17 protein-coding genes are annotated in these 18,224 nt (G+C 72.6%); 11 read left to right on the top strand and 6 right to left on the bottom strand.

From position 1 onward, the window contains the following. Window positions 1-191 precede the first annotated feature (191 nt). Window positions 192-452, bottom strand: a complete 261-nt coding sequence (locus tag ACSBPG_RS29140; RefSeq protein ID WP_435540758.1) for a hypothetical protein — start codon at window positions 450-452, stop codon at window positions 192-194. A 798-nt stretch (window positions 453-1,250) separates the two neighbouring features. Between ACSBPG_RS29140 and ACSBPG_RS29135 the strand changes: the two genes are divergently transcribed. Next, a complete protein-coding gene (locus ACSBPG_RS29135) occupies window positions 1,251-2,327 on the top strand; it encodes an HPP family protein (RefSeq protein WP_435540757.1) in 1,077 nt (358 codons plus the stop codon). Window positions 2,328-2,611: 284 nt separating this feature from the next. On the opposite strand, the gene ACSBPG_RS29130 is transcribed toward ACSBPG_RS29135, so the two are convergent. Then, entirely contained in the window at window positions 2,612-4,018 is a 1,407-nt protein-coding gene (locus ACSBPG_RS29130; protein ID WP_435540756.1) for an ester cyclase, read from the bottom strand. Window positions 4,019-4,083: 65 nt separating this feature from the next. Between ACSBPG_RS29130 and ACSBPG_RS29125 the strand changes: the two genes are divergently transcribed. After that, a complete protein-coding gene (locus ACSBPG_RS29125; RefSeq protein ID WP_435540755.1) occupies window positions 4,084-4,500 on the top strand; it encodes a winged helix-turn-helix transcriptional regulator in 417 nt (138 codons plus the stop codon). 312 nt (window positions 4,501-4,812) lie between these two features. Here the strand turns inward: ACSBPG_RS29125 and ACSBPG_RS29120 are convergent, their stop codons facing one another. Beyond that, window positions 4,813-6,237, bottom strand: coding sequence for a hypothetical protein (locus tag ACSBPG_RS29120; protein ID WP_435540754.1), 1,425 nt, complete (start codon window positions 6,235-6,237; stop codon window positions 4,813-4,815). A gap of 247 nt (window positions 6,238-6,484) precedes the next feature. On the opposite strand from ACSBPG_RS29120, the gene ACSBPG_RS29115 reads away from it, so the two are divergent. The 4 genes from ACSBPG_RS29115 to ACSBPG_RS29100 all read left to right on the top strand — a co-directional run bounded on the left by ACSBPG_RS29115 (window position 6,485) and on the right by ACSBPG_RS29100 (window position 9,902). Next, the gene (locus tag ACSBPG_RS29115; protein WP_435540753.1) at window positions 6,485-7,594 is read left to right on the top strand and encodes a hypothetical protein; all 1,110 of its coding nucleotides are present in this window, start codon (window positions 6,485-6,487) and stop codon (window positions 7,592-7,594) included. Window positions 7,595-7,610: 16 nt separating this feature from the next. Continuing rightward, entirely contained in the window at window positions 7,611-8,201 is a 591-nt protein-coding gene (locus ACSBPG_RS29110) for a hypothetical protein (protein WP_435540752.1), read from the top strand. After that, window positions 8,189-8,734, top strand: coding sequence for a hypothetical protein (locus ACSBPG_RS29105; RefSeq protein ID WP_435540751.1), 546 nt, complete (start codon window positions 8,189-8,191; stop codon window positions 8,732-8,734). Before ACSBPG_RS29110 ends, ACSBPG_RS29105 begins: the two co-directional genes overlap by 13 nt. An 85-nt stretch (window positions 8,735-8,819) precedes the next feature. Further along, window positions 8,820-9,902: a helix-turn-helix domain-containing protein gene (locus ACSBPG_RS29100; protein ID WP_435540750.1), complete on the top strand. Its 1,083-nt coding sequence runs from the start codon at window positions 8,820-8,822 to the stop codon at window positions 9,900-9,902. A gap of 19 nt (window positions 9,903-9,921) precedes the next feature. Here ACSBPG_RS29100 and ACSBPG_RS29095 read toward each other — a convergent pair whose 3' ends face one another. Genes ACSBPG_RS29095 through ACSBPG_RS29085 form a run of 3 tightly spaced genes read right to left on the bottom strand, consistent with a single transcriptional unit; the run spans window position 9,922 to window position 12,193 of the window. Further along, complete coding sequence (locus tag ACSBPG_RS29095; protein ID WP_435540749.1) at window positions 9,922-10,671, bottom strand: SDR family NAD(P)-dependent oxidoreductase; 750 nt, start codon at window positions 10,669-10,671, stop codon at window positions 9,922-9,924. After that, on the bottom strand, window positions 10,668-11,933 hold the full coding sequence (locus tag ACSBPG_RS29090; RefSeq protein ID WP_435540748.1) for an AMP-binding protein: 1,266 nt from the start codon (window positions 11,931-11,933) through the stop codon (window positions 10,668-10,670). The genes ACSBPG_RS29095 and ACSBPG_RS29090 overlap by 4 nt, the downstream gene beginning before the upstream one ends. Before the next feature lie 5 nt (window positions 11,934-11,938). After that, window positions 11,939-12,193: an acyl carrier protein gene (locus tag ACSBPG_RS29085; RefSeq protein WP_435540747.1), complete on the bottom strand. Its 255-nt coding sequence runs from the start codon at window positions 12,191-12,193 to the stop codon at window positions 11,939-11,941. Window positions 12,194-12,360: 167 nt separating this feature from the next. Between ACSBPG_RS29085 and ACSBPG_RS29080 the strand changes: the two genes are divergently transcribed. The 5 genes from ACSBPG_RS29080 (at window position 12,361) to ACSBPG_RS29060 (ending at window position 18,182) form a co-directional block, all read left to right on the top strand. Next, window positions 12,361-13,386, top strand: a complete 1,026-nt coding sequence (locus tag ACSBPG_RS29080; RefSeq protein WP_435540746.1) for an AAA family ATPase — start codon at window positions 12,361-12,363, stop codon at window positions 13,384-13,386. Next, window positions 13,376-14,251: a ParB/RepB/Spo0J family partition protein gene (locus tag ACSBPG_RS29075; protein ID WP_435540745.1), complete on the top strand. Its 876-nt coding sequence runs from the start codon at window positions 13,376-13,378 to the stop codon at window positions 14,249-14,251. Before ACSBPG_RS29080 ends, ACSBPG_RS29075 begins: the two co-directional genes overlap by 11 nt. A gap of 145 nt (window positions 14,252-14,396) precedes the next feature. Next, a complete protein-coding gene (locus ACSBPG_RS29070; protein WP_435540744.1) occupies window positions 14,397-16,532 on the top strand; it encodes a tetratricopeptide repeat protein in 2,136 nt (711 codons plus the stop codon). A gap of 66 nt (window positions 16,533-16,598) precedes the next feature. Continuing rightward, complete coding sequence (locus ACSBPG_RS29065) at window positions 16,599-17,102, top strand: PRC-barrel domain-containing protein (protein ID WP_435540743.1); 504 nt, start codon at window positions 16,599-16,601, stop codon at window positions 17,100-17,102. Window positions 17,103-17,264: 162 nt separating this feature from the next. Next, window positions 17,265-18,182 (top strand): M23 family metallopeptidase, encoded by a 918-nt coding sequence (locus ACSBPG_RS29060; RefSeq protein ID WP_435540742.1) that lies wholly within the window; start codon window positions 17,265-17,267, stop codon window positions 18,180-18,182. Window positions 18,183-18,224: the final 42 nt, after the last annotated feature.

Raw genomic sequence — 18,224 nt, 5'->3', positions numbered from 1 at the left:
ACCACGCCAGAAGCTGCGTGCAGGTGGGACCCGACTGAACATGGGTAAAGTCGAGAATGCGCACACCTTCAAGAGCTCTCTTCATTCCGATAACCTCCCCACCGGTTTCGCCACCATACGTCGTCGGGGCTTGTGAGGGCGCCTGCGTCTGATGTGGCCGGCCGGCCATCACAGGATGCGATCAGGCGTCCCTATTTGAGCCAGTTCTTGATCTCGAGGATCCTCTGGTCTCCTTTCTTCGTGCGAGCATAGGTTCTCCCGTACTGGGTTATGTATTCCTGCACGTATCCCTGCTTGACCAATTCGCACAGGGACGGCCGCACGACGGCGGCCCTCATCTTCGCGACGGTCGTGATCGCGAGCAGTGAAGCGGGGGGCGTCAACACCCCGGGTCCGGGCGTTGCGCGGAGCGTGTTGAGCGTCGCCCAATCGACCGACGTCGGAGAGATCACGGCAGCCTCCCTTCACGTTCGAGCGTGCCGCCTCACCCCCCATGAGCGCGGCGGCTTCCGCAAGTGCGGCCAAGCGGTCGAGTCCAGCCTGCAGCCTCAAGTTAACTTGAGGTCAAGGTCGAAATTCGCGTGATCCGCCTTGGACAGCGTGTCGGCAGGGGGATGCCCGGCCTTGGCCGAGCTTCGAGCGGCAATCCGGCCGCCGTCCCGGTGCCCGCGGCCGGTCCTTTGGGGAGCGAGGGGCGCCGCCCGGTGAAACGGCCCTTGACCTCAAGTTAACTTCAGGTCGTAGGGTCGCCTCCGTGACGTCGGCTTGCCGTGACCGCGGGGAGAAGGAGCCGGGGTCCCGGGCGATGTCGACGCACGAATGGCGGCATCGGCCTGTGGCCGCACTCTGTCGAGACGGGCCTCACCTCAGCCAGTGCCGGGTAGAGACAGACGATGACGCCATAGAGACAAGCAAGGAGGCGGATATGCTGCCCTGCCAGCAGAACAGCCCTCGGGAGCCTGCTGTGAAAAAGATGGCGCCGGGCCGATTCGTTCTCCTGACATTGGTGTGTTGTGCCGGTTGGTTGGTGATTTACGCCATTGAGAAAAATAAATGCGTCGACGATGTGGTGTTGACTGCGGCGATCATAATGGCGTCGGTCGCTTGTGTCTTCCTCATGCGCCGATAATTGTTCCTTTCGCTCTCGATCCGGCGATGAAAATTGCAGAGCATCCGCAAATCCCAAGAAGAAGGGGAATCGAAACGATGCGCTTCGATCAGAACGCGGCAAACGACGTGCGGTGTGGCCGATGAAATCGCGGTCTGCCCTGTTCCGACCGATCCTGGCAGGGGCGCACCTGCAGGATCGCCTCGTCGGTTGCGGCGGTGCCCTGCTCGGCATCGCCCTGACGGGACTCATATGTCGCAATGTCCTGAGTTCCCCGGCGCTCGTCGCCCCCATGGGGGCGACCGCCGTCCTGCTGTACGCCATCCCGTCCAGTCCGCTGGCTCAGCCGTGGCCGATCATCGGGGGGAACACGCTTTCCGCTCTGGTCGGCGTTCTGGTGGCGCGGTTCATTCCCGATCCCATGCTCGCCGGTGCTCTAGCCGTTGCCGTGGCGATCGCCGTGATGTCGGTGACGCGATGCCTGCACCCGCCGGGCGGGGCGGCGGCGCTGACGGCCGTGCTGGCCGGCCCGCAGGTGATCGGCCCCGGGTTCGACTTCGTCCTGTCGCCGGTCGCCATCAACTCGGCGCTCATGGTGGCCGCCGGTTGGGCGTTCCACCGATTCTCGGGGCACTCCTATCCGCATGTCACGGCGGCCAAGCCGGTCGGCTCGCATGCCACGGCCGATCCGCCGCCTCAGATGCGGGTCGGGATCACGACGGACGATCTCGATGAGGCCATCGAGGACTTCGGCGAGGCCCTCGACATCAGCAGCGAGGACCTCCAGACCCTGTTCCTGCAAGCCGAACTCCGGGCGATGGAGAGACTGAAGCCGGACATCCGGTCGGCCGACATCATGTCACGTGCCGTCGTTGCGGTGGGCATGGACGAGGTGCCGAGCGTGGCGCGGGAGAAGCTCGTGGCCCACGGCTTCCGGACGCTGCCCGTTGTCGACGCGCGGTCCGCCGTGGTCGGCATGGTCGGGCATGGGCAGCTTGCCCGCCCCGGCCTGCGCATTGCCGACATCATGGTACCCGCGATCACCGCGCGGCCGGACACGCCGGCCTTTCACCTGCTCCGACATCTGTCGGACGGGCGGGTGCACGAAGTCATGATCGTCGACCCTCAACAGGCGCTCCTCGGCATCGTGACCCAGACCGACCTGCTGGTGGCGTTGGCGCGTGCCGCTCTGACGCGGTCCGCCCGGCATGCCGCATAGGGTCGGGCGGTCGAAGACCGGTGCGCGCCGGCCCGACCCGAACGGGGGTTTCCCGTCGCCGGGACCGTGGGAGCGGAGGAGCGACCGGGCGGACCGATGGGACCAGCCGCCTTGGACCTGGCGCCACCGCCTTGGCTGATGCCGTCGCGAGATCGCCGTCGCGAACTCGCCGCCGCGAACCGCTGCCGTCAGCGACATCTCGGCTCCCCTGTCTCCTCCGCACGACGGCTGCCGCAGGCCGAGCGGCGCCGTCGGCGTCTCGCCATGGCGCTGCCGATCGTGCGTCATCGAAGCTGGCGGTGAAGGCTCTCGTGGTCCTCGACGTGCCAGGTGTCGGTGATCCTGCCATCGACGATGCGCATGATGTCGGTCGCGAGATAGTCGATCCGCTGGCCTCTCCCCTGGGTGCCGTCGCGCTGGCCGAGGAAGCGGCCGGTGACGCGAAGCAGGCTGACGACGCGGTCGCCGGCGACGATCTGCTGCAGGACATGGACGCGGCCGTTGGGGAAGGCCGCGCGAAACCTGCGTTGCGCGGCGATCAGGCCGGCCGGTCCCTGCGGCCGGCCGGCCGGGAGCGTGTGATCGACGCAACCGGGCGAGACCGTCTCGTTGAAGAGAAGCTCGCTGCCATTGTTCCAAAAGCCGTAGTAGCTCCGGGCGGTCGCCGCGACGGCGTCGTCGCCTGTCCCCGGCGGGCCTATGATTTCCTCGGGCAGGGCCATCCGCACCGCGCGATCGTCGTGCACCGCCTCGACCGTCCAGTCCGGGGCTGGCGTTCCGTCGCAATCGCGCCACCGTCGCAGCCAGGTCGCCAGGTCGACGACCGCCAGTTGCCGCTCGGCGTTGAAGGTCCTGTCGACCGGCCACGCGACACCCTCCGGGCGCGCGAAGGCGAGCCGATACTTGCGCATGGCGTCGTCGGGATGGGCCGACACCTCGGCCTCCAGTTCGGGCACGGTCCAGAGGACGCGTTCGACGCTGCGGCCGAGAACCCGGTCGACCGTGTCCGCGAGCTGGCGGTAGGTGAAGGTGTCGCCGGCGACGAACAGGATGCGGCCGTCGACCATCGGGCGGGAGGCGACCGCCAGGGCGGTCAGGCGCCCGATATCCTCCGGCGTGGTGACGGTCAGCCGATGGTCCCAGTCGCCGAGCGCATGGACCCGGTTGCGCTGCAGATCGACCAGGCCGAACGCGGGCAGGAAGACGAAGCTGGTGAACATGCCGGTGGACAGGATCGTCCACGTCACCGCCGATTGGGCGCGCAGCATGTCGCGGACGTCGAGCTGCTCGTCCCACACCTCCTGGCCGCTGCCCCGGCCGACCACGTCATAGTCGACGCCGAACTGCCACGGCACATAATGGGCGACGCCCGCCGCGAGGACGGCCGCCGTGATCTTGCGTTGGGTGCCTGGTCCGCCGACGAAGCCGGTGCAGCAGATGACCTGGGTGAAACGCGCGAAGATCGCGGCCAGTTCGGCGACGCCCGTCGTCGCGAGATCCGCTTCGACGACGTCGACGCCGAGCGCGCGTAGGGCGGGGATCTGATCGCCGTGTGCCGATCGCAGCAGTACGGAAATGGACGGAACGCGGCCCAGCCCGCGAAGCCGGGCAAGCTCCACCAGCACCGCCGTTCCAAGTTCGCCGGCGCCGAGTACGAGGATGGAATCGTCGGTGGTGATGCTATCTGACATGTTCGTGTCTCCTTGGGAGCCACCAACATGGTCCATCGACAACACGAGCAGAAGAAGGCACAGCTTTGATACTGCAAGATCATCCGGACTTCTCCGACGTCATTCGCCGTTCCAAGGAAGCCTGCGAGGCGCTCAGCGAAGCCGACGACGGTCTGAAGCGCGAGATATTGGCCCACGCCGGCAATCGCTGGTCGCTGGCCGTGGTGTACGCGCTCGGGGCGGACGGAACCTTGCGCCACGCGGCTCTCGCGCGGCGGTTGGACGGCGTGACGCAGCGCATGCTGACGCGGACGCTGCGCCAGCTGGAGCGCGACGGGCTGATTGCCCGGCACGACTACGGGGAAGTGCCGCCGCGCGTGGAGTACGGCCTCACCGATCTCGGCCGCGGCTTGCTGGTCGGCATGATCCCGCTGTGGACCTGGGTCATCGACAACGCGGAGGCATTCCGCACGGCACGGGTTCGCTATGATCGGAGGGAGTGACGCGTCGCCTGCCGCATGCCGGACGGCGGTTCACCGGCAGGTGGCGGCGGTCCTGCCGTGCCTCGGCGTCGGCGGCGCTCGATGATCGTGTCCCGGCATGGCCGGGGTGATGCGGAAATCAATTGCTTTCCAGTTTCCGTATCGCTGGTTTCTTCCAAGCAGGAAAAGGCAAGTTGCCCATCCGAAGATCCACCCTGTGAAGCCGCCGCAGGCGCCTCGATGGGGACGCGGCGGTTGTCGCAATTCGGCGGCCCCTGCGCACCGCCCGCCCGCGCCGCCGCCCGGGCCGAGCGGCCGCCGCGGGGCGTCCGGTCACGCGCGGTCGCCGTCCCGGTCGCCGCCCCGGCCGACGTCGGCGTTGACGTAGCGGACGAACGACACCAGGAAGCGCTCGCGCGACGCGCCCAGCGCCACCCCGGCGCGCCCGGTGCAGTCCTCCAGCATGGCCACCAGACTGTCGGGCGGGCAGACCGGCTCCAGCGAACGGACGATGCCGGCCGCGACCGACAGGGCCGACCGCTTGGCCGGCTCCGGGGTGTCCAGCCGCGCCGCCATGGCGCGGGCCACCCGGGCGTGGACCCGGGCGCGAAGCTGGTCGACCTGGGCCTGGTAGGTGGCGTCGAGCTGCACCTCCTTGGCGGCGGTCTGCACCTGGGCCAGCGCCTGCACCGTGCGCGAGAGGTCCTCCAGGTCGTCGGCCGACGGCAGATCGGCGGCGGACGCCGCGGAGAAGGTGCGGATGTTCTCGGCGACGGCGGCGAGGAAGCGCTCGTCCAGGAACGCGCGCAGCTGGCGCTGGGCTTCCCTCACCCGGTGGGCGACGCGGCGGCCCTGGCGGCCGGAGACGCCGCGCAGGGACCGCAGGGAGTCCAGGGTCTGCTGCACGCTGTCGGCGGCGTCGAGAAGCTGTTCCGGCGTCTCCACCGGGATGCGCAGCAGGCGGTCGATCCGCTCGCCCTCGCGGGTCGCGACGTTCAGGCACAGCTCGTCCACCACCTCGCGGTTCGCCGGGTCGATGGCGGCGGCGAGGGCGTCGACGACGCCGTTCATGTACGGCGCGGTGTCGCCGCCGAGGATCAGGCAGAGGAAGAACAGCATCAGCCGGCGCCGTTCCCGGCCGCCGTCGGTGGCGTCCAGCGCGAGGTCCGACACCGTCCGGGCGCAGGCCCCGCCGTCGTCGCCCATGGCCCTGGCCGCGACGATGTGGCGCTTCGCCTCGGCGAGATGGCCGCGCATGCGGTAGACGGCGAGGATGTCCGCCACCAGCTGCCAGAAGTCGGCCTGGACCGCCGTGCCGCGCGCGGCCAGGCCGGGATCGGCCGCCGCCCGCTCCGCCAGCGCGGCCAGCGCCGCCTCGAAGGCGCCGTACGCCGGCTCCAGCGCGTCGGCGTCGGGCGGCACCCCGAGCCCGAGCCGCTCCAGCCGCTGCAGGACGGACCGGTCGGCGACGTGGCCTTCCAGCAGCGTCCACAGCGGCTGGAGGATGGCGCGGGGGACGTGGCCGAGGGGTGCCGCCTTGGGCACGGCGTTGCACAGCAGCGGCTCGAACGGCTGGCAGAACACCCGCAGCGGGGTGATCCGCCGCGGCGGACGGATGCGCCGCAGGTGGTCGCGCATCCGTCCGAGGAAGGCGGTGCGGACCGACGCCGACGGCATCATCTCCACCAGGGCGTAGACCTTGCGCGCCTTCTCGTCCGAAAGCGCGGCGATGTCCAGGGTCTCGGCGATCTCGGCCATGGTCGGTCCTGTCGGAGAAGGGAGGCGACGTCCTCCATGTTGGTATCCGCGGCTGTGCTGTCAGATGGCTTCGCGGGCTACCACCATGCGTCCGCGGGGGTAATGCCGATTTGGGGGAAGCGTTGGTGCCGTCCTTACCCTAATTCTGGTTGTGCCGGTGCGGACGGGCGGCGTCGACGGGAGAGGCCGTGTCCCCATCGGCGATGGCACGCAGACGCCCGAACGACGGTCCTTCGGAGAGAACACGATGCCGGACAGCCTCGAACTGACGGACGCCACATTCCTCAACGGTTCGCCCTCGACCTTCGAGAAGCGCGGGACGACCGTGCCGTTCACCACCCCGGCGCTGCAGTACGCCCGCGTCCGCCGCGGACGGGACGGTGGGCTGGAGGTGCTGGTCGACGGCTTCTCCGGCGGGCGCTGCGTCTACGTCCTGCCGTGGGCCGTCATCCCCGACCTGTTCCGCCTGACCCTGCACGACCGGGCGCTGCACGCCGAGATCTCCTTCTCCGGCGCGGCGACGCCCGACCGCTTCCGGCTGGCGGCCTACCGGGTGGCGCGCAGCGGCCTCGGCGGGGCCGACATGATCGAGCTGGGCCGGCGCACCATCGAGTGCGCCGCCGACGAGCAGGTCACGACCAAGCATCATCTGCTGGTCCGCGTCATCGAGCTGACCGGCCTCGACGTCCGCGGCCGCGCCCTGACGCTGGACTACGTGAACTCGGCCGAGGGGCAGGCGGCCGTCCGCGAGGCCTTCCGCCGGCTGGCCGCCTGCATCGGCGATTCGGCGCAGAACTGCCTCGGCAGGATCCATGAACTCAGCATCGTGCTGCAGCCCGTCGGTTTCGACGCCGACGGCCAGCGCGGCGGCCTGCGCCGGCTGGTGCAGCGCCTCGGCGCCTTCCGCGACGCGGTGGCCTGCGCCGACCTCGGCGCCGTCAGCCAGAAGATGGCGGAGGTGGCGCAGGTGACCTTGGGCGTCAGCCAGGACCTGTTCCGCTCGGCCGACCAGGGCGTCGGCGACATCGTGCCCTTCCTCGTGCATTGGGACGCCAAGGTGCGCGCCCTCAAGGCCGACCTGGAGCGGCTGTCGTGGCTGCTCGACGGCTGGGCCTACGTGTTCGACCTCTGGGACGATGCGGTGGCGCAGGGCAAGATCAAGCCGCAGCGGGTCGCCGAGATCATGCGCCTGCTGCCGATCGTGCCCAAGAGCGAGTTCAACGCCACCCAGGCGCCCTCCCTGGCCGAGCTCGCCCATCCCAAGTCGCGCCGGGTGCTGCCCAACGAGGACTGGCGGACCGGCGCCTTCGACGAGGAGATGGCGCGGCGCCTGGAGCGCGCCGCCGTCGCCGCCTGACGGGGGAGAGGGAGACATGGATGCGACCGTCGATCTCGCCATGGACGTCGTGGTCTGGATCGTCGCCGCCGCCCTGGCGGGGGCGCTGGTCCTGGCGACCGTCGTCGACACCGTGCGGCTGATCGCCGCCCGGGTCCGGCTGGCCTCGGGCCGCCAGCTCGTGGCCCGCCAGAAGCGGCAGATTCGTGCCCAGGAGTTGCGCGCCCAGGAGCTGCGTGCGGACGTGGAGCAGAGCAAGCGCGCCCTGCAGGCGCTGAAGGACGCGCGCCGCGACGCGGTGGCCGCGCTGAAGGCGCTCGACGCCGTCCAGGTGGAGCTGGTGCACGAGATCGGCGCGCCCGCCGCCGCGCACCGCCGCTTCCGCTACGCCGTCTCCTGCCCCGCCGGGCTCGGCCAGGTGAGCTCGAAGAACGTCGTGTTCCACAAGGACATCTGGAAGTTCACCAACGTCGCCGAGGTGTGGACCGCCACCCGCGATCAGGCCGGCGAGATCGTCGCGTCCGCCTTCACGGCGCGCAGCGGGCTCGCCGCGCGTCCGCTGAAGCCGATCCGCGACGCCAGGGCATCGGCGGACGCGTCGGCGGGGGCGGCGAAATGGGCGGCGTAGTCGGCGTCTTCACCCTCGGCGCCCTGATCGCCGCCAACGTCGCCGTCGACCGCTGCCTGCGCCGCAAGCGCCGGGAGGTCGAACGCCAGCGCGCGGCGCTGGTCGACCAGATCAAGGGCCACGCCGGCGAGGCCGCGGAGCGTCGCGACGCGAACGGCCGCGTGGAGGCCGAGTTGCGATCGTGGAAGGCGGCGGTCGAGAAGGCGCAGCAGGATCTCGAGCGGGTCAGGGGCATGCTCGCCGCACGCCGCCAGGCGCGGCCGGTGCGCTACTACGTGTTCGACCGCCTCGAAGGGCGTCTCGGCGAGGTCTGGCTGGTCACCGTCAAGGCGGCCGGCCGGAACCTGCCGTGGAGCGGGACGCGGCCCTATCTGGTGGTCGCCGAGAACGAGCGGCTGGCGCGGGAACGGACGATGCTGCGCTTCGCCCGCAGCGCCGGCTACCAGATCCTGTCGGTGGCGCCCTCGCCGCTTCCCGAGCTCATCGTCCAGATGCAGACGGCGGAGTTCGGCAAGGCGGCGGAGCGGCGCTGAGCCGGCCGCTCCGCTTCGGGGCTGACGGGGGGCCGGCGGTCGGCTATGCAAGGGGTCGCCGAAGCCGCCACGGGAACGCCCCGCCATGGGCAACCGCCTTCTCGACGAATTCGACGCCGCCCTCGACGGCGCCCGCGACGGTGCGCCCAACGGCTCCCCCGACGGTGCGCCGCCCGCCCGCCCCGCCGTCCCCTCCCCGGCCCCTCCGCCGTTGGACGGCGCCGACGCCGCGCTGCTGGCCGACGCCGCGGCCGGGCTGGCGCGCCTCGACGCCACCGTGGCGATGCTGCCGGAGCACCGCCGGCGCGGCTGGCTGGCGCGGCGCCAGCTGCGCGAGGCGATGGCCTCGGCCCGCCTCGACGGCGACATGGTGGATGTCGACGACCTGCTGCTCGCTGAACTTGATACGCTGCCGCGCCCGGGCGACGTCGACCTCGGCGCCGGGCGGTGGGTGCTCGGCATGCTGCGCTCCGCCGCCGTGCGGACGCCCCGCCAGATCTTCACGCCGCGCCGGCTCGGCGCCTTCGCCCGCCTGCGCCTGAAGGGCGCGCCGGTGGAGGACGAGCGGGTGCGCTGGCTGACCGGCCGGCTGGCGACGCCGCACGTGGTGCGCGAAGCGCTCGAGCGGGCGTTGGACGGCGCCGCGCTGCGCGCCCTCGCCGACCGCGCGCCGCCGGTGGCGGCGGCGGCGGTGCTGGCGCGCTGGCACGGCAGCGGCGCCGCCGACGCGGTGGCCGGCGCCCCCGGGCGCATCCTGGCGGAGATGTGGCTGCGTCGCGGCGGCTGGCTCGCCCTGCCGGTGGCGGCGGTCGCCACCGGCTTCCTCGGCCACCGCGACCGCTACCGGCCTGCGGCCGATGCGGCGTGGACCCGCAGCCTGCTGGAGGCGCTGGTCCGTTCGAGCGAGGAGGGGTTGCAACTTCAGCGAAGACTCGAGGCGGCGGAGCGCGCCATCCTGCTGGCCTGTCCGCCGCGGCGGGCTTCCAGCCTGCCGGCGCTGGCCGCGCTGCTGGCCGAGCGGCCGGCGCTCACCGCGGAGGACGCGGCGTCGGCCCTGGCCCTCACCGACCGCGCCGCGCGCGGCCTGCTCTCCCGCCTTGCCGACCGCGGCGTGGTGCGCGAGCTGACCGGGCGCCGGTCCTTCCGGGCCTTTGCGATCGCGCTGTAGAGGGGCGTCCCGCCACCCGTCAACAGGTGATCCCGCCGTCGACCACCAGCGTCTGTCCGGTGATGAAGCGCGCGTCCTCGCCCACCAGGAAGGCGACGACGGCCGCCACCTCGGCCGGCTCCGCCAGGCGGCCGAGCGGCGTGCGGTTGACGATCTGGGCGCGCTGGCGCTCGCCCAGCGAGGCCGACAGCTCGGTCGCCACGTAGCCGGGCGCCACGGCGTTGACGGTGATGCCGCGGCGGCCGACCTCGCGGGCCAGGGCGCGGGTCATGCCGTCGAGCCCGGCCTTGCTGGCGGCGTAGGCGGCGAGGCCGGTGTAGCCGCGCTGGGCGACGATGGAGCTGATGGAAACGATCCTCCCGCCGGGGGGCTGGCGCAGCATCCGGCGCAGCGCCAGGCGGGTCACCCGCAGGGCGCCCAGCAGGTTCACCTGCAGCAGCTGCTCGGCGTCGACGGTCGGGAAGGTGGCGAGCACCCCTTCCCCGGCGATGCCCGTGTTGTTGACGAGGCCGTAGAGGTCCTGCCCGTCGAGCCACTCCGCGAGGCCGGCGAACAGCGCCTCCTCCTGCGCCGGGTCGCCGATGGCGCAGGCGATCCGGTGCAGCCGCGCGGCGCCGTGCGCCGCCTCCAGCCGGTCGAGGGCCGGGCTGCGGCTGCGGCTGCAGGTGGCGACCCGGTAGCCCTCGGCCAGCAGCCGTTCGACGATGGCGAGGCCGATGCCGCGGCTGCCGCCGGTGACGAGGACCGCGCGCGCGTTGAGGTCGGTCATGTCCGCGCCTTCTTGTGGGTGGCACCGGTGGCGAGCGCCGCGACGAAGTTGACGACGCGCGGCACCTTGTGATCCTGCAACAGCGCCCGCGCCCGGTCGAGCAGGAGGCGCCGCGCCTCGGCCTCGTCGCTGCCCGGCACCAGCACCACCTCGGCCGCCACCAGGGCGCCGGTGATCGGGTTGCGGCGGCCGTAGACACGGGCGTCGGCGACCATCGGCAGGGCCAGCAGCACCTCCTCCACCTCCTCGGGCTGGACCTTGGCGCCGCCGACGTTGATGGTGCCGTCGGCGCGGCCGCGGAACAGCACGCGGTCCCCCACCCGCTCCACCCGGTCGCCGGTGACCAGCCAGCCGGACGCCGGCCCCCCGCCGGCGTAGCCGCGCATGGCGCGCGGGCTGCGCACCTCCAGCACGCCGTCGCGGATGCGCAGGGCGCAGCCGTCGACGCCGCCGTCGAGCCAGGCCGCGGGGAAGCCGGCCCGGCCGTCCTTGACGGCGAACAGCGCCCCGGCCTCGGTGGAGGCGTAGATGTGGGCGATCCCGGCGGCGGGCCACGCCGCGGCGAGGCGGTCGAGCGTGCCCTGGTCGGCGGCTTCGCCGCCGAGCGTGATGCGGGTGAGCGGCACCGCCGCCGCGTCCGGCCCCAGCGCGGTCAGGAAGGCGCGCCAGAAGGTCGGCGTTCCGCTGGCGAACCCCGGGGCGTGGCGGTGCGCCGCGTCGGCCAGCCGGGCGACCGAGGGGGTGGCGGTCGCCACCAGCCCGGCGCCCGACGACAGCGCGGTCAGCAGCACCTGCAGCCCGGCGAAGCTGGCGGGGTGGTAGGTGAGCAGCCAGCGCCGCCCGTCCGCGACCCGGCGTTCGGGGATGCGGCCGAGCAGGGCGGGCAGGCGGTGGCGCGCCAGCTTCGGCGTGCCGGTGGTGCCGGAGGTCGCCAGCCACACCTCGCCGTTTCCCTGCCCTGCCCCGCCCGGCCGGAGGGTCAGGGCGTCGCCGTCGCCCAGCACCGCTCCCGGCTCCAGCCCCTCGGGCTCCGCCGGGTCGCGCAGCAGCACGGCGTCGGCGCCGGCGGCGAGTGCGGCGAGCAGCCCGGCGGCGAGCGTGTCGGCCTCGGCCGTGGCGACGGCGAGCCGGTGGCAGCCGCCCGCCCGCAACCGCTGCGCCAGGGCGGTGACGCGCCGGCCGAGCGCCGCGGCGTCGACCCGGCGGTCGTCGACCAGGAGGTCGCCCGCCCCTTCCGTCAGGCGCCGGACGGGCCCGTCCATGGCGCTCAGCCCGGTGCCGCGGCGTAGAGCGCCGCCAGCTCGCCGGCGGTCTGGAAGGTGACGAAGCCCTCGCGGAAGGGGTCCTTGCCGGTGCGCTCCTCCAGCTCCACGACGACGGTGGCGAGGTCCAGCGAGTCGATGCCGAGGTCGCCGCCCAGCAGCCGGGTGCCGGCGTCGATGGCCGGCGGCTCCAGCCCCTTCTCGCGCAGCTTGGCGGCGAGGAGCTCGACGATCAGGCTGAGGGATTCGGCGGGGGTCATGGCTGGCGGGGCCCGGCTGGCAAGGGGGACGGTGATCCTGCTTCCCGCAATTTGCGGCCCCTGTCAACCGCCGTCACGCTGGCCGTCGTCACCTGTGCATCACCGGAGTTGACACACACCGTCAACCTACCCGAAGGTGGCGCCGTTCCCACGCGAAGGAGGCCCCCGTGCCGCACGAGATGACGGGCGAGGAGCTGCGCAGCTACCGAGAGCAGCGCGGCATGAACCAGCAGGCGCTGGTCTCCTGGCTCAACGAACGCCTGAGCCGCCGCTACGACCGGGCGAAGATCTCGCGCTGGGAAACCGGGGCCGAACGCATCCCGCAGATCGTCGCCTCGGCGCTCAAGGACGGGACCGAGCCGGTGGGCATCCCCGCCGTCGCCGCGCGCGGCGCCCCCGTCGTCTTCTGCGCCGCCAACCAGAAGGGCGGCGTCGCCAAGACGACGACCTGCGTCAACGTCGCCTGGCTGCTGGCGTCCGCCGGCAGCCGGGTGCTGCTGATCGACTGCGACCCCCAGGCCAACGCCACCGTCCATCTCGGCACCGATCCGCACGAGCAGGAGCTGGGCAAGGCGACGCTGACCCACGCGCTGAAGTCGACACGGCCGATGCGCGAGTTCGTGACGCCGGTGTGCGACGGCGCCTTCGATCTGCTGCCCGCCTCGATCTCCCTGGCGGCCACCGACCGCGAGTTGCTGCGCCAGCCCAACGGCACCCTGATCCTGCGCGCCAAGATCGCCCAGCTCGCCGGCCACTACGACTACGTCGTGCTCGACTGCCCGCCGCACCTGGGCGAGCTGACGGTGTCGGTGCTGAACGCCGCCGACCAGCTCCTCATCCCGACGCAGACCGAGCTCCTGTCGATGATGGGCATCCCCCAGCTCTTCGAGACCATCGCCGGCGTGCGCGAGCTGGTGAACCCCCACCTGCGCATCCTTGGCATCCTGCCCACCATGTACAGCCCGCGCCGCCTGCAGGACGAGCAGGTGATGAGCGAGCTGCGGGACCTGGCGGCGGCGGAGAACCTGCGATTGTTCTCGCCGGTGAAGCGCGCCGCCGACTACACCAAGAGCGTCATGGCCGGCCGGCCGGGTCTCGCCATCAACCCGAATTCGGCGGGAGCCGAGAGCTACCAGGAGATCGCCGACGCGCTCCTGGAGCTAGCCAAGGAAGGAGTGCGCCATGGCGCGTAAGCTCGACCTGTCCAACACCGCCCAGTTCCGCAAGGCGCTGAGCCGCGCCGGCACCGCTTCGGGGGCGGCGGCCAACGCCGCCCTGTTCGGCCTGTCCAGCCGCATGCGCTACCGCGAGATCCCGCTCGCCCAGGTCGAGCCGAATCCCGAGCAGCCGCGGCGCGACGCCCGGCACGCTGATATTGAAACGCTGGCCGCCTCGATCGCCCAGAGAGGCCTGCTGCAGCCGATCAACGTGCAGGAGGTGGCGCCCGACCGCTTCCGCATCGTCGCGGGGGAGCGCCGCTACTGGGCCTTCCACAGCCTGGAGCGCGAGGCCATCCCGGCGCTCGTCATCGACACCGACGATCCCCAGGCGCTGGCGCTCCTGGAGAACGTCCAGCGCGTCGACCTGCACCCCATCGAGCTGGCGCAGTCGCTGCGCCGCCTGATCGAGGACAAGGGGCTGGTGCAGGAACAGGCGGCGGTGCTGATCGGCCGCTCCCAGGAATACGTCGCCCGCCTGCTGGGCATCCTCAAGCTGCCCGCCGACATCCTGGATGAGGTGCCGGCGCGCCCGGGCGTCTCGGTCTCCGTGCTGATGGAGCTGGCCGAGCTGGGCGACGCGGGCGTGCAGCGGGCGCTGTGGACGCGGGCCGGCGACGGCCTCACGGTCAAGGAGATCCGCCAGGCCAAGCAGGCCCGCAGGGACGGTGGGGCGGTCGCCGCCGGCCCGGTGCCGCCCTACGATCCGCTGCTGCGCAACCTGCGCCGGACGGTGTTCCGCCTGCGCGCGCTCGATCGCGACGGGGTGCCGCTGGACGAGGCCCGCCGGGACGAGCTGCGGAACCTGCGCGACGAGATCGACGCCATGATCGGCGATTAGACGTCTAATCGATCCCGCGAGTGGCTGCGCCGATGCACGCTTCGCCCCCACCCTCCCCATGCCGCGCATGGGGGCCTTCCCCGATGTGATCGATCCCGCGATTAGACGTCGAATAATCCCCCTGCCCCAGCGAAGCCCGCCGCGCATGACCACCGTCTCCGCCCCCCGCAGCACCCCCGCCGCCTCCGACACGCCGGAGGCGCTGCTGGCGCTCGCGGTGAAGCAGCACCAGGCCGGCCGCCTGGCCGAGGCGGAGGCCCTGTACCGCCGCGTGCTGGCGCGCCGGCCCGGCCATGTCGGGGCGCGGGCCAACCTGGGCGCGGCGCTGCGCGCGCAGGGCAGGGTCGGCGCGGCCGTCGCCTGTCTGCGCAACGCACTGATGATCGATCCGGGAAACGCCGGCGTCCACTACAACACCGGCAACGCGCTGCGCGCCGCCGGCGTGCCCGGGGAGGCGGCCGCCCGCTTCGCCGCCGCCGCCCGGCTCCAGCCGGAGAACGCCGAGGCGCACAACAACCTCGGCCTGACGCTGCGCGACCTCGGGCGGGACGGGCGCGCCATGGCCGCCTTCCGGCGCGCGCTGGCGGTCCGCCCCGACCACGCGGAGGCGCTGAACAATCTCGGGCTGGCGCTCGGGCCGGCCGGCGGCGGGCGGACCCTGGCCGCCTTCGCGCGCGCCGTCCGCGTGCAGCCCGACCGCTCCGACCTGCGTTGCAACTTCGGCGTGGCGCAGAAGGAACACCGGCGGCCGGCGGAGGCCGCCGAGACGCTGCGCCGCGCCGCCGCGCTGCGGCCCGACCACGCCGACGGCTGGTACAGCTTCGCCAACGCCCTGCGGGAATCCGACCGGGGCGCGCAGGCCGAACCGCTCTACCGCCGCGCGCTGCGCCTCGCCCCGGGCCATGCCGACGCCTGGAACAACCTCGGCCTGGCCCTCACCGGACTGGAGCGGCTGGACGAGGCGGTGCCCACCCTCGAACGGGCGCTGGCGCTGCGCCCGGACTACGCCGAGGCGTTCAACAACCTGGGCGCCGCGCTCAAGGAACGCGATGCGCTCGACGCCGCGACGGCGGCCTTCCACCGCGCCCTGGCGGTCCGGCCCGGCTTCCCCGAGGGCTTCATCAACCTCGGCGTGGTGCTGAAGTTCAAGGGCGACCTCGACGGCGCCATGGAGTGCTACCGCCGCGCCGTCACCCCGGGCAACGCCCCGCCCTACGCCTTCTACAACATGGGCAACGCCTTCCAGGCCAAGGGCGATCTCGACGGCGCCATCGCCAGCTTCGACCGGGCGGTGGGGCTCGACGCGGAGTACGTCGACGCCCACTGGAACCTGTCGCTGGCCCTGCTGGCGCGCGGCGACTTCGCGCGGGGCTGGGCCAAGTACGAATGGCGCTGGCGCAACAAGGGAACGCCGCCGCGGGATTTCCCGCAGCCGCAGTGGACGGGCGAGGACATCGCCGGGCGCACCATCCTGCTGCACGCCGAACAGGGGCTCGGCGACACGCTGCACTTCGTGCGCTACGCGCCGATGGTGGCGGCCCGCGGCGCCCGGGTGGTGCTGGAGGTGCAGGGGCCGCTGGTGCGGCTGCTGGCGCCGATGCTGGGGCAGGGGGTGGCGCAGATCCTCGCCAAGGGCGATCCCCTGCCCGCCTTCGACGTGCACTGTCCGCTGCTCAGCCTGCCGCTGGCCTTCGGCACGCGGCTGGAGACGATTCCGGCGGAGATCCCCTACCTTCACCCGCCCGTCGCTGAAGTTGAAACGTGGCGCGGCCGCCTGCCGGCCGACGGCCGGCTGCGGGTCGGCCTGGTGTGGGCCGGCAACCCGCGCAAGGAGGTGCCGGGCGCCAACGCGGTGGACCGCCGCCGCTCCATCGCGCTGGCCCAGCTGGCGCCGCTGGCGGGTACGCCGGGGGTGCGCTTCTACAGCCTGCAGAAGGGCGACGACGCGTCGGCCCAGGCGAAGGAACCGCCGCCGGGCCTCGAGCTGGTGGACTGGATGGACGGCGTGGGCGATTTCGCCGACACCGCCGCCTTCGTGAGCCATCTCGATCTGGTCGTCGGCGTCGATACGTCGGTGGTCCACCTCGCCGGGGGCATGGGCAAGCCGGTCTGGGTGCTGTCCCGGTTCGACGGCTGCTGGCGCTGGCTGACCGGCCGCGACGACAGCCCCTGGTACCCGAGCCTGCGGCTCTACCATCAGGAGAAGGCGGGCGACTGGGCGCCGGTCATCGACCGTCTGGCGCGCGACCTGCGCGCATGGGCGGCGGGCCTTCGCGCGTAACAAGGTCGGTCGGGCCGCCGTTGAAGGGGGGCGACCCGTCGCCACCGCTTCGCAAGGAGGTCCGACATGCGAAAGGGACTGAGGCTGACGGCCATGGCGGCCGGCATCGCCGGCGTGCTGTCCGGGGCGCCGGCCGCCGCCGAGGGGGCGCCGGCCGGCCCGGCCGGCGACGCGCCCGGCGTGGCCGTCCTCCCACCGCCGGCGCCGCCGGCGACGCCGGAACTGATCGGCCGCACCGTCGTCGGCCGGAACGGCGAACGGCTGGGCGAGGTGGCCGACGTCCTCGTCGACGTCCGCGGCAACGCCCGCATCCTCGTCGTCGCCCTGGACGACACGATGGTTGCCGGCAAGCAGGTCGGCGTCGACATCAAGAAGGGGCGGGTCGCCCTGCGCGACGATCGGATCGCCGTGGACGGGCTGACCCGTGCCGACCTCGCCGCCCGGCCCGGCGTCGACGAGGACGAGGCGATGGCGGCCTTCGAACGGGTGTCGCGGGGCGGCGGCACGTGGCCGGCCGGCCTGGCGCCGCTGCCGGGCTGGTTCGCCGAGCCGCAGCCGGACGTTCAGTAGGGCAGGCGCCGGATGACGGGGCCAAGGTGGTTGCGCGGCGCGCCGGGGTGTGCACCATGCCCTCCGTCGGACCATGACCGAGGATTGCCCATGCGCCGGATCGTCCGGGCCGCCCCACTGGCCTTTCTCATCGCGGCGGCGCCCGCCGCGGCGGAGGAGCCGATGTTTGACATCCCCATCGACTGCACGCTTGGCAAGACCTGCTGGGTGCAGAACTACGTCGACCAGGACCCCGGACCGGGGCGGGCCGATTACACCTGCGGCCGCCTCAGCTACGACGGCCACAAGGGAACCGATTTCCGCGTCGCCGACATGCCGGCCCTGGAGCGCGGGGTGCCGGTCCTGGCGGCGGCCGCCGGCACCGTGCGCGCCATCCGCGACGGCATGGACGACGTCAACGTCCGCACCATCGGCCGCGACGCCCTGAAGGGGCGCGACGCCGGCAACAGCGTGGTCGTCGTCCATGACGACGGCTGGGAGACCCAGTACGCCCACATGAAGCGTGGCAGCGTGCGGGTGAAGCCCGGCGACCGGGTGGCGGCCGGGCAGGCGCTGGGGCTGGTCGGCCTCTCCGGCAACACCGAGTTCCCGCACGTCCATTTCGAGGCGCGCCACGACGGCGCCTTCGTCGATCCCTTCGTCGGCACCGACGACCCGCCGGGCTGCGAGGGGCCGCGCCATCCCATGTGGACGCCGGCCGCCCAGCAGCGCCTCGCCTACCAGCCGACCGCCGGGCTGGTCGCCGGCTTCGCCGCATCACAACCAAAGGTCGAAAATGCCCGCGAAGGCGACTATGCGTCGGAGCGGCTGCCGCGCGGCGGCGCGGCGCTGGTCTTCTGGGCCGACGTCATGGGCGTGCTCGCCGGCGACGAGCAGCGCTTCCGCATCGACGGGCCGGACGGCAAGCCCGTCTTCGACCGCCGCGACACCATCGACGACAGCAAGGTGTCGTCCTTCGCCTTCGCCGGGCGCCGGACGCCGCCGGGCGGCTGGCCGCCCGGCACCTACAGCGGCCGCTACACGCTGACCCGCGACGGCGCGACGGTGGTCGACATGACGCGGCGGGTGACGCTGGAGTGAGGCCGCCGGCGGGGCGGCGGCGTTGCGCCGCACGGCGGGACC

Source organism: Azospirillum sp. ST 5-10, assembly GCF_051225715.1.
GTDB lineage: Bacteria > Pseudomonadota > Alphaproteobacteria > Azospirillales > Azospirillaceae > Azospirillum.
The sequence above is the reverse complement of the archived record's forward strand: the minus strand, read 5'-3'. Positions and strand labels throughout refer to the sequence as shown.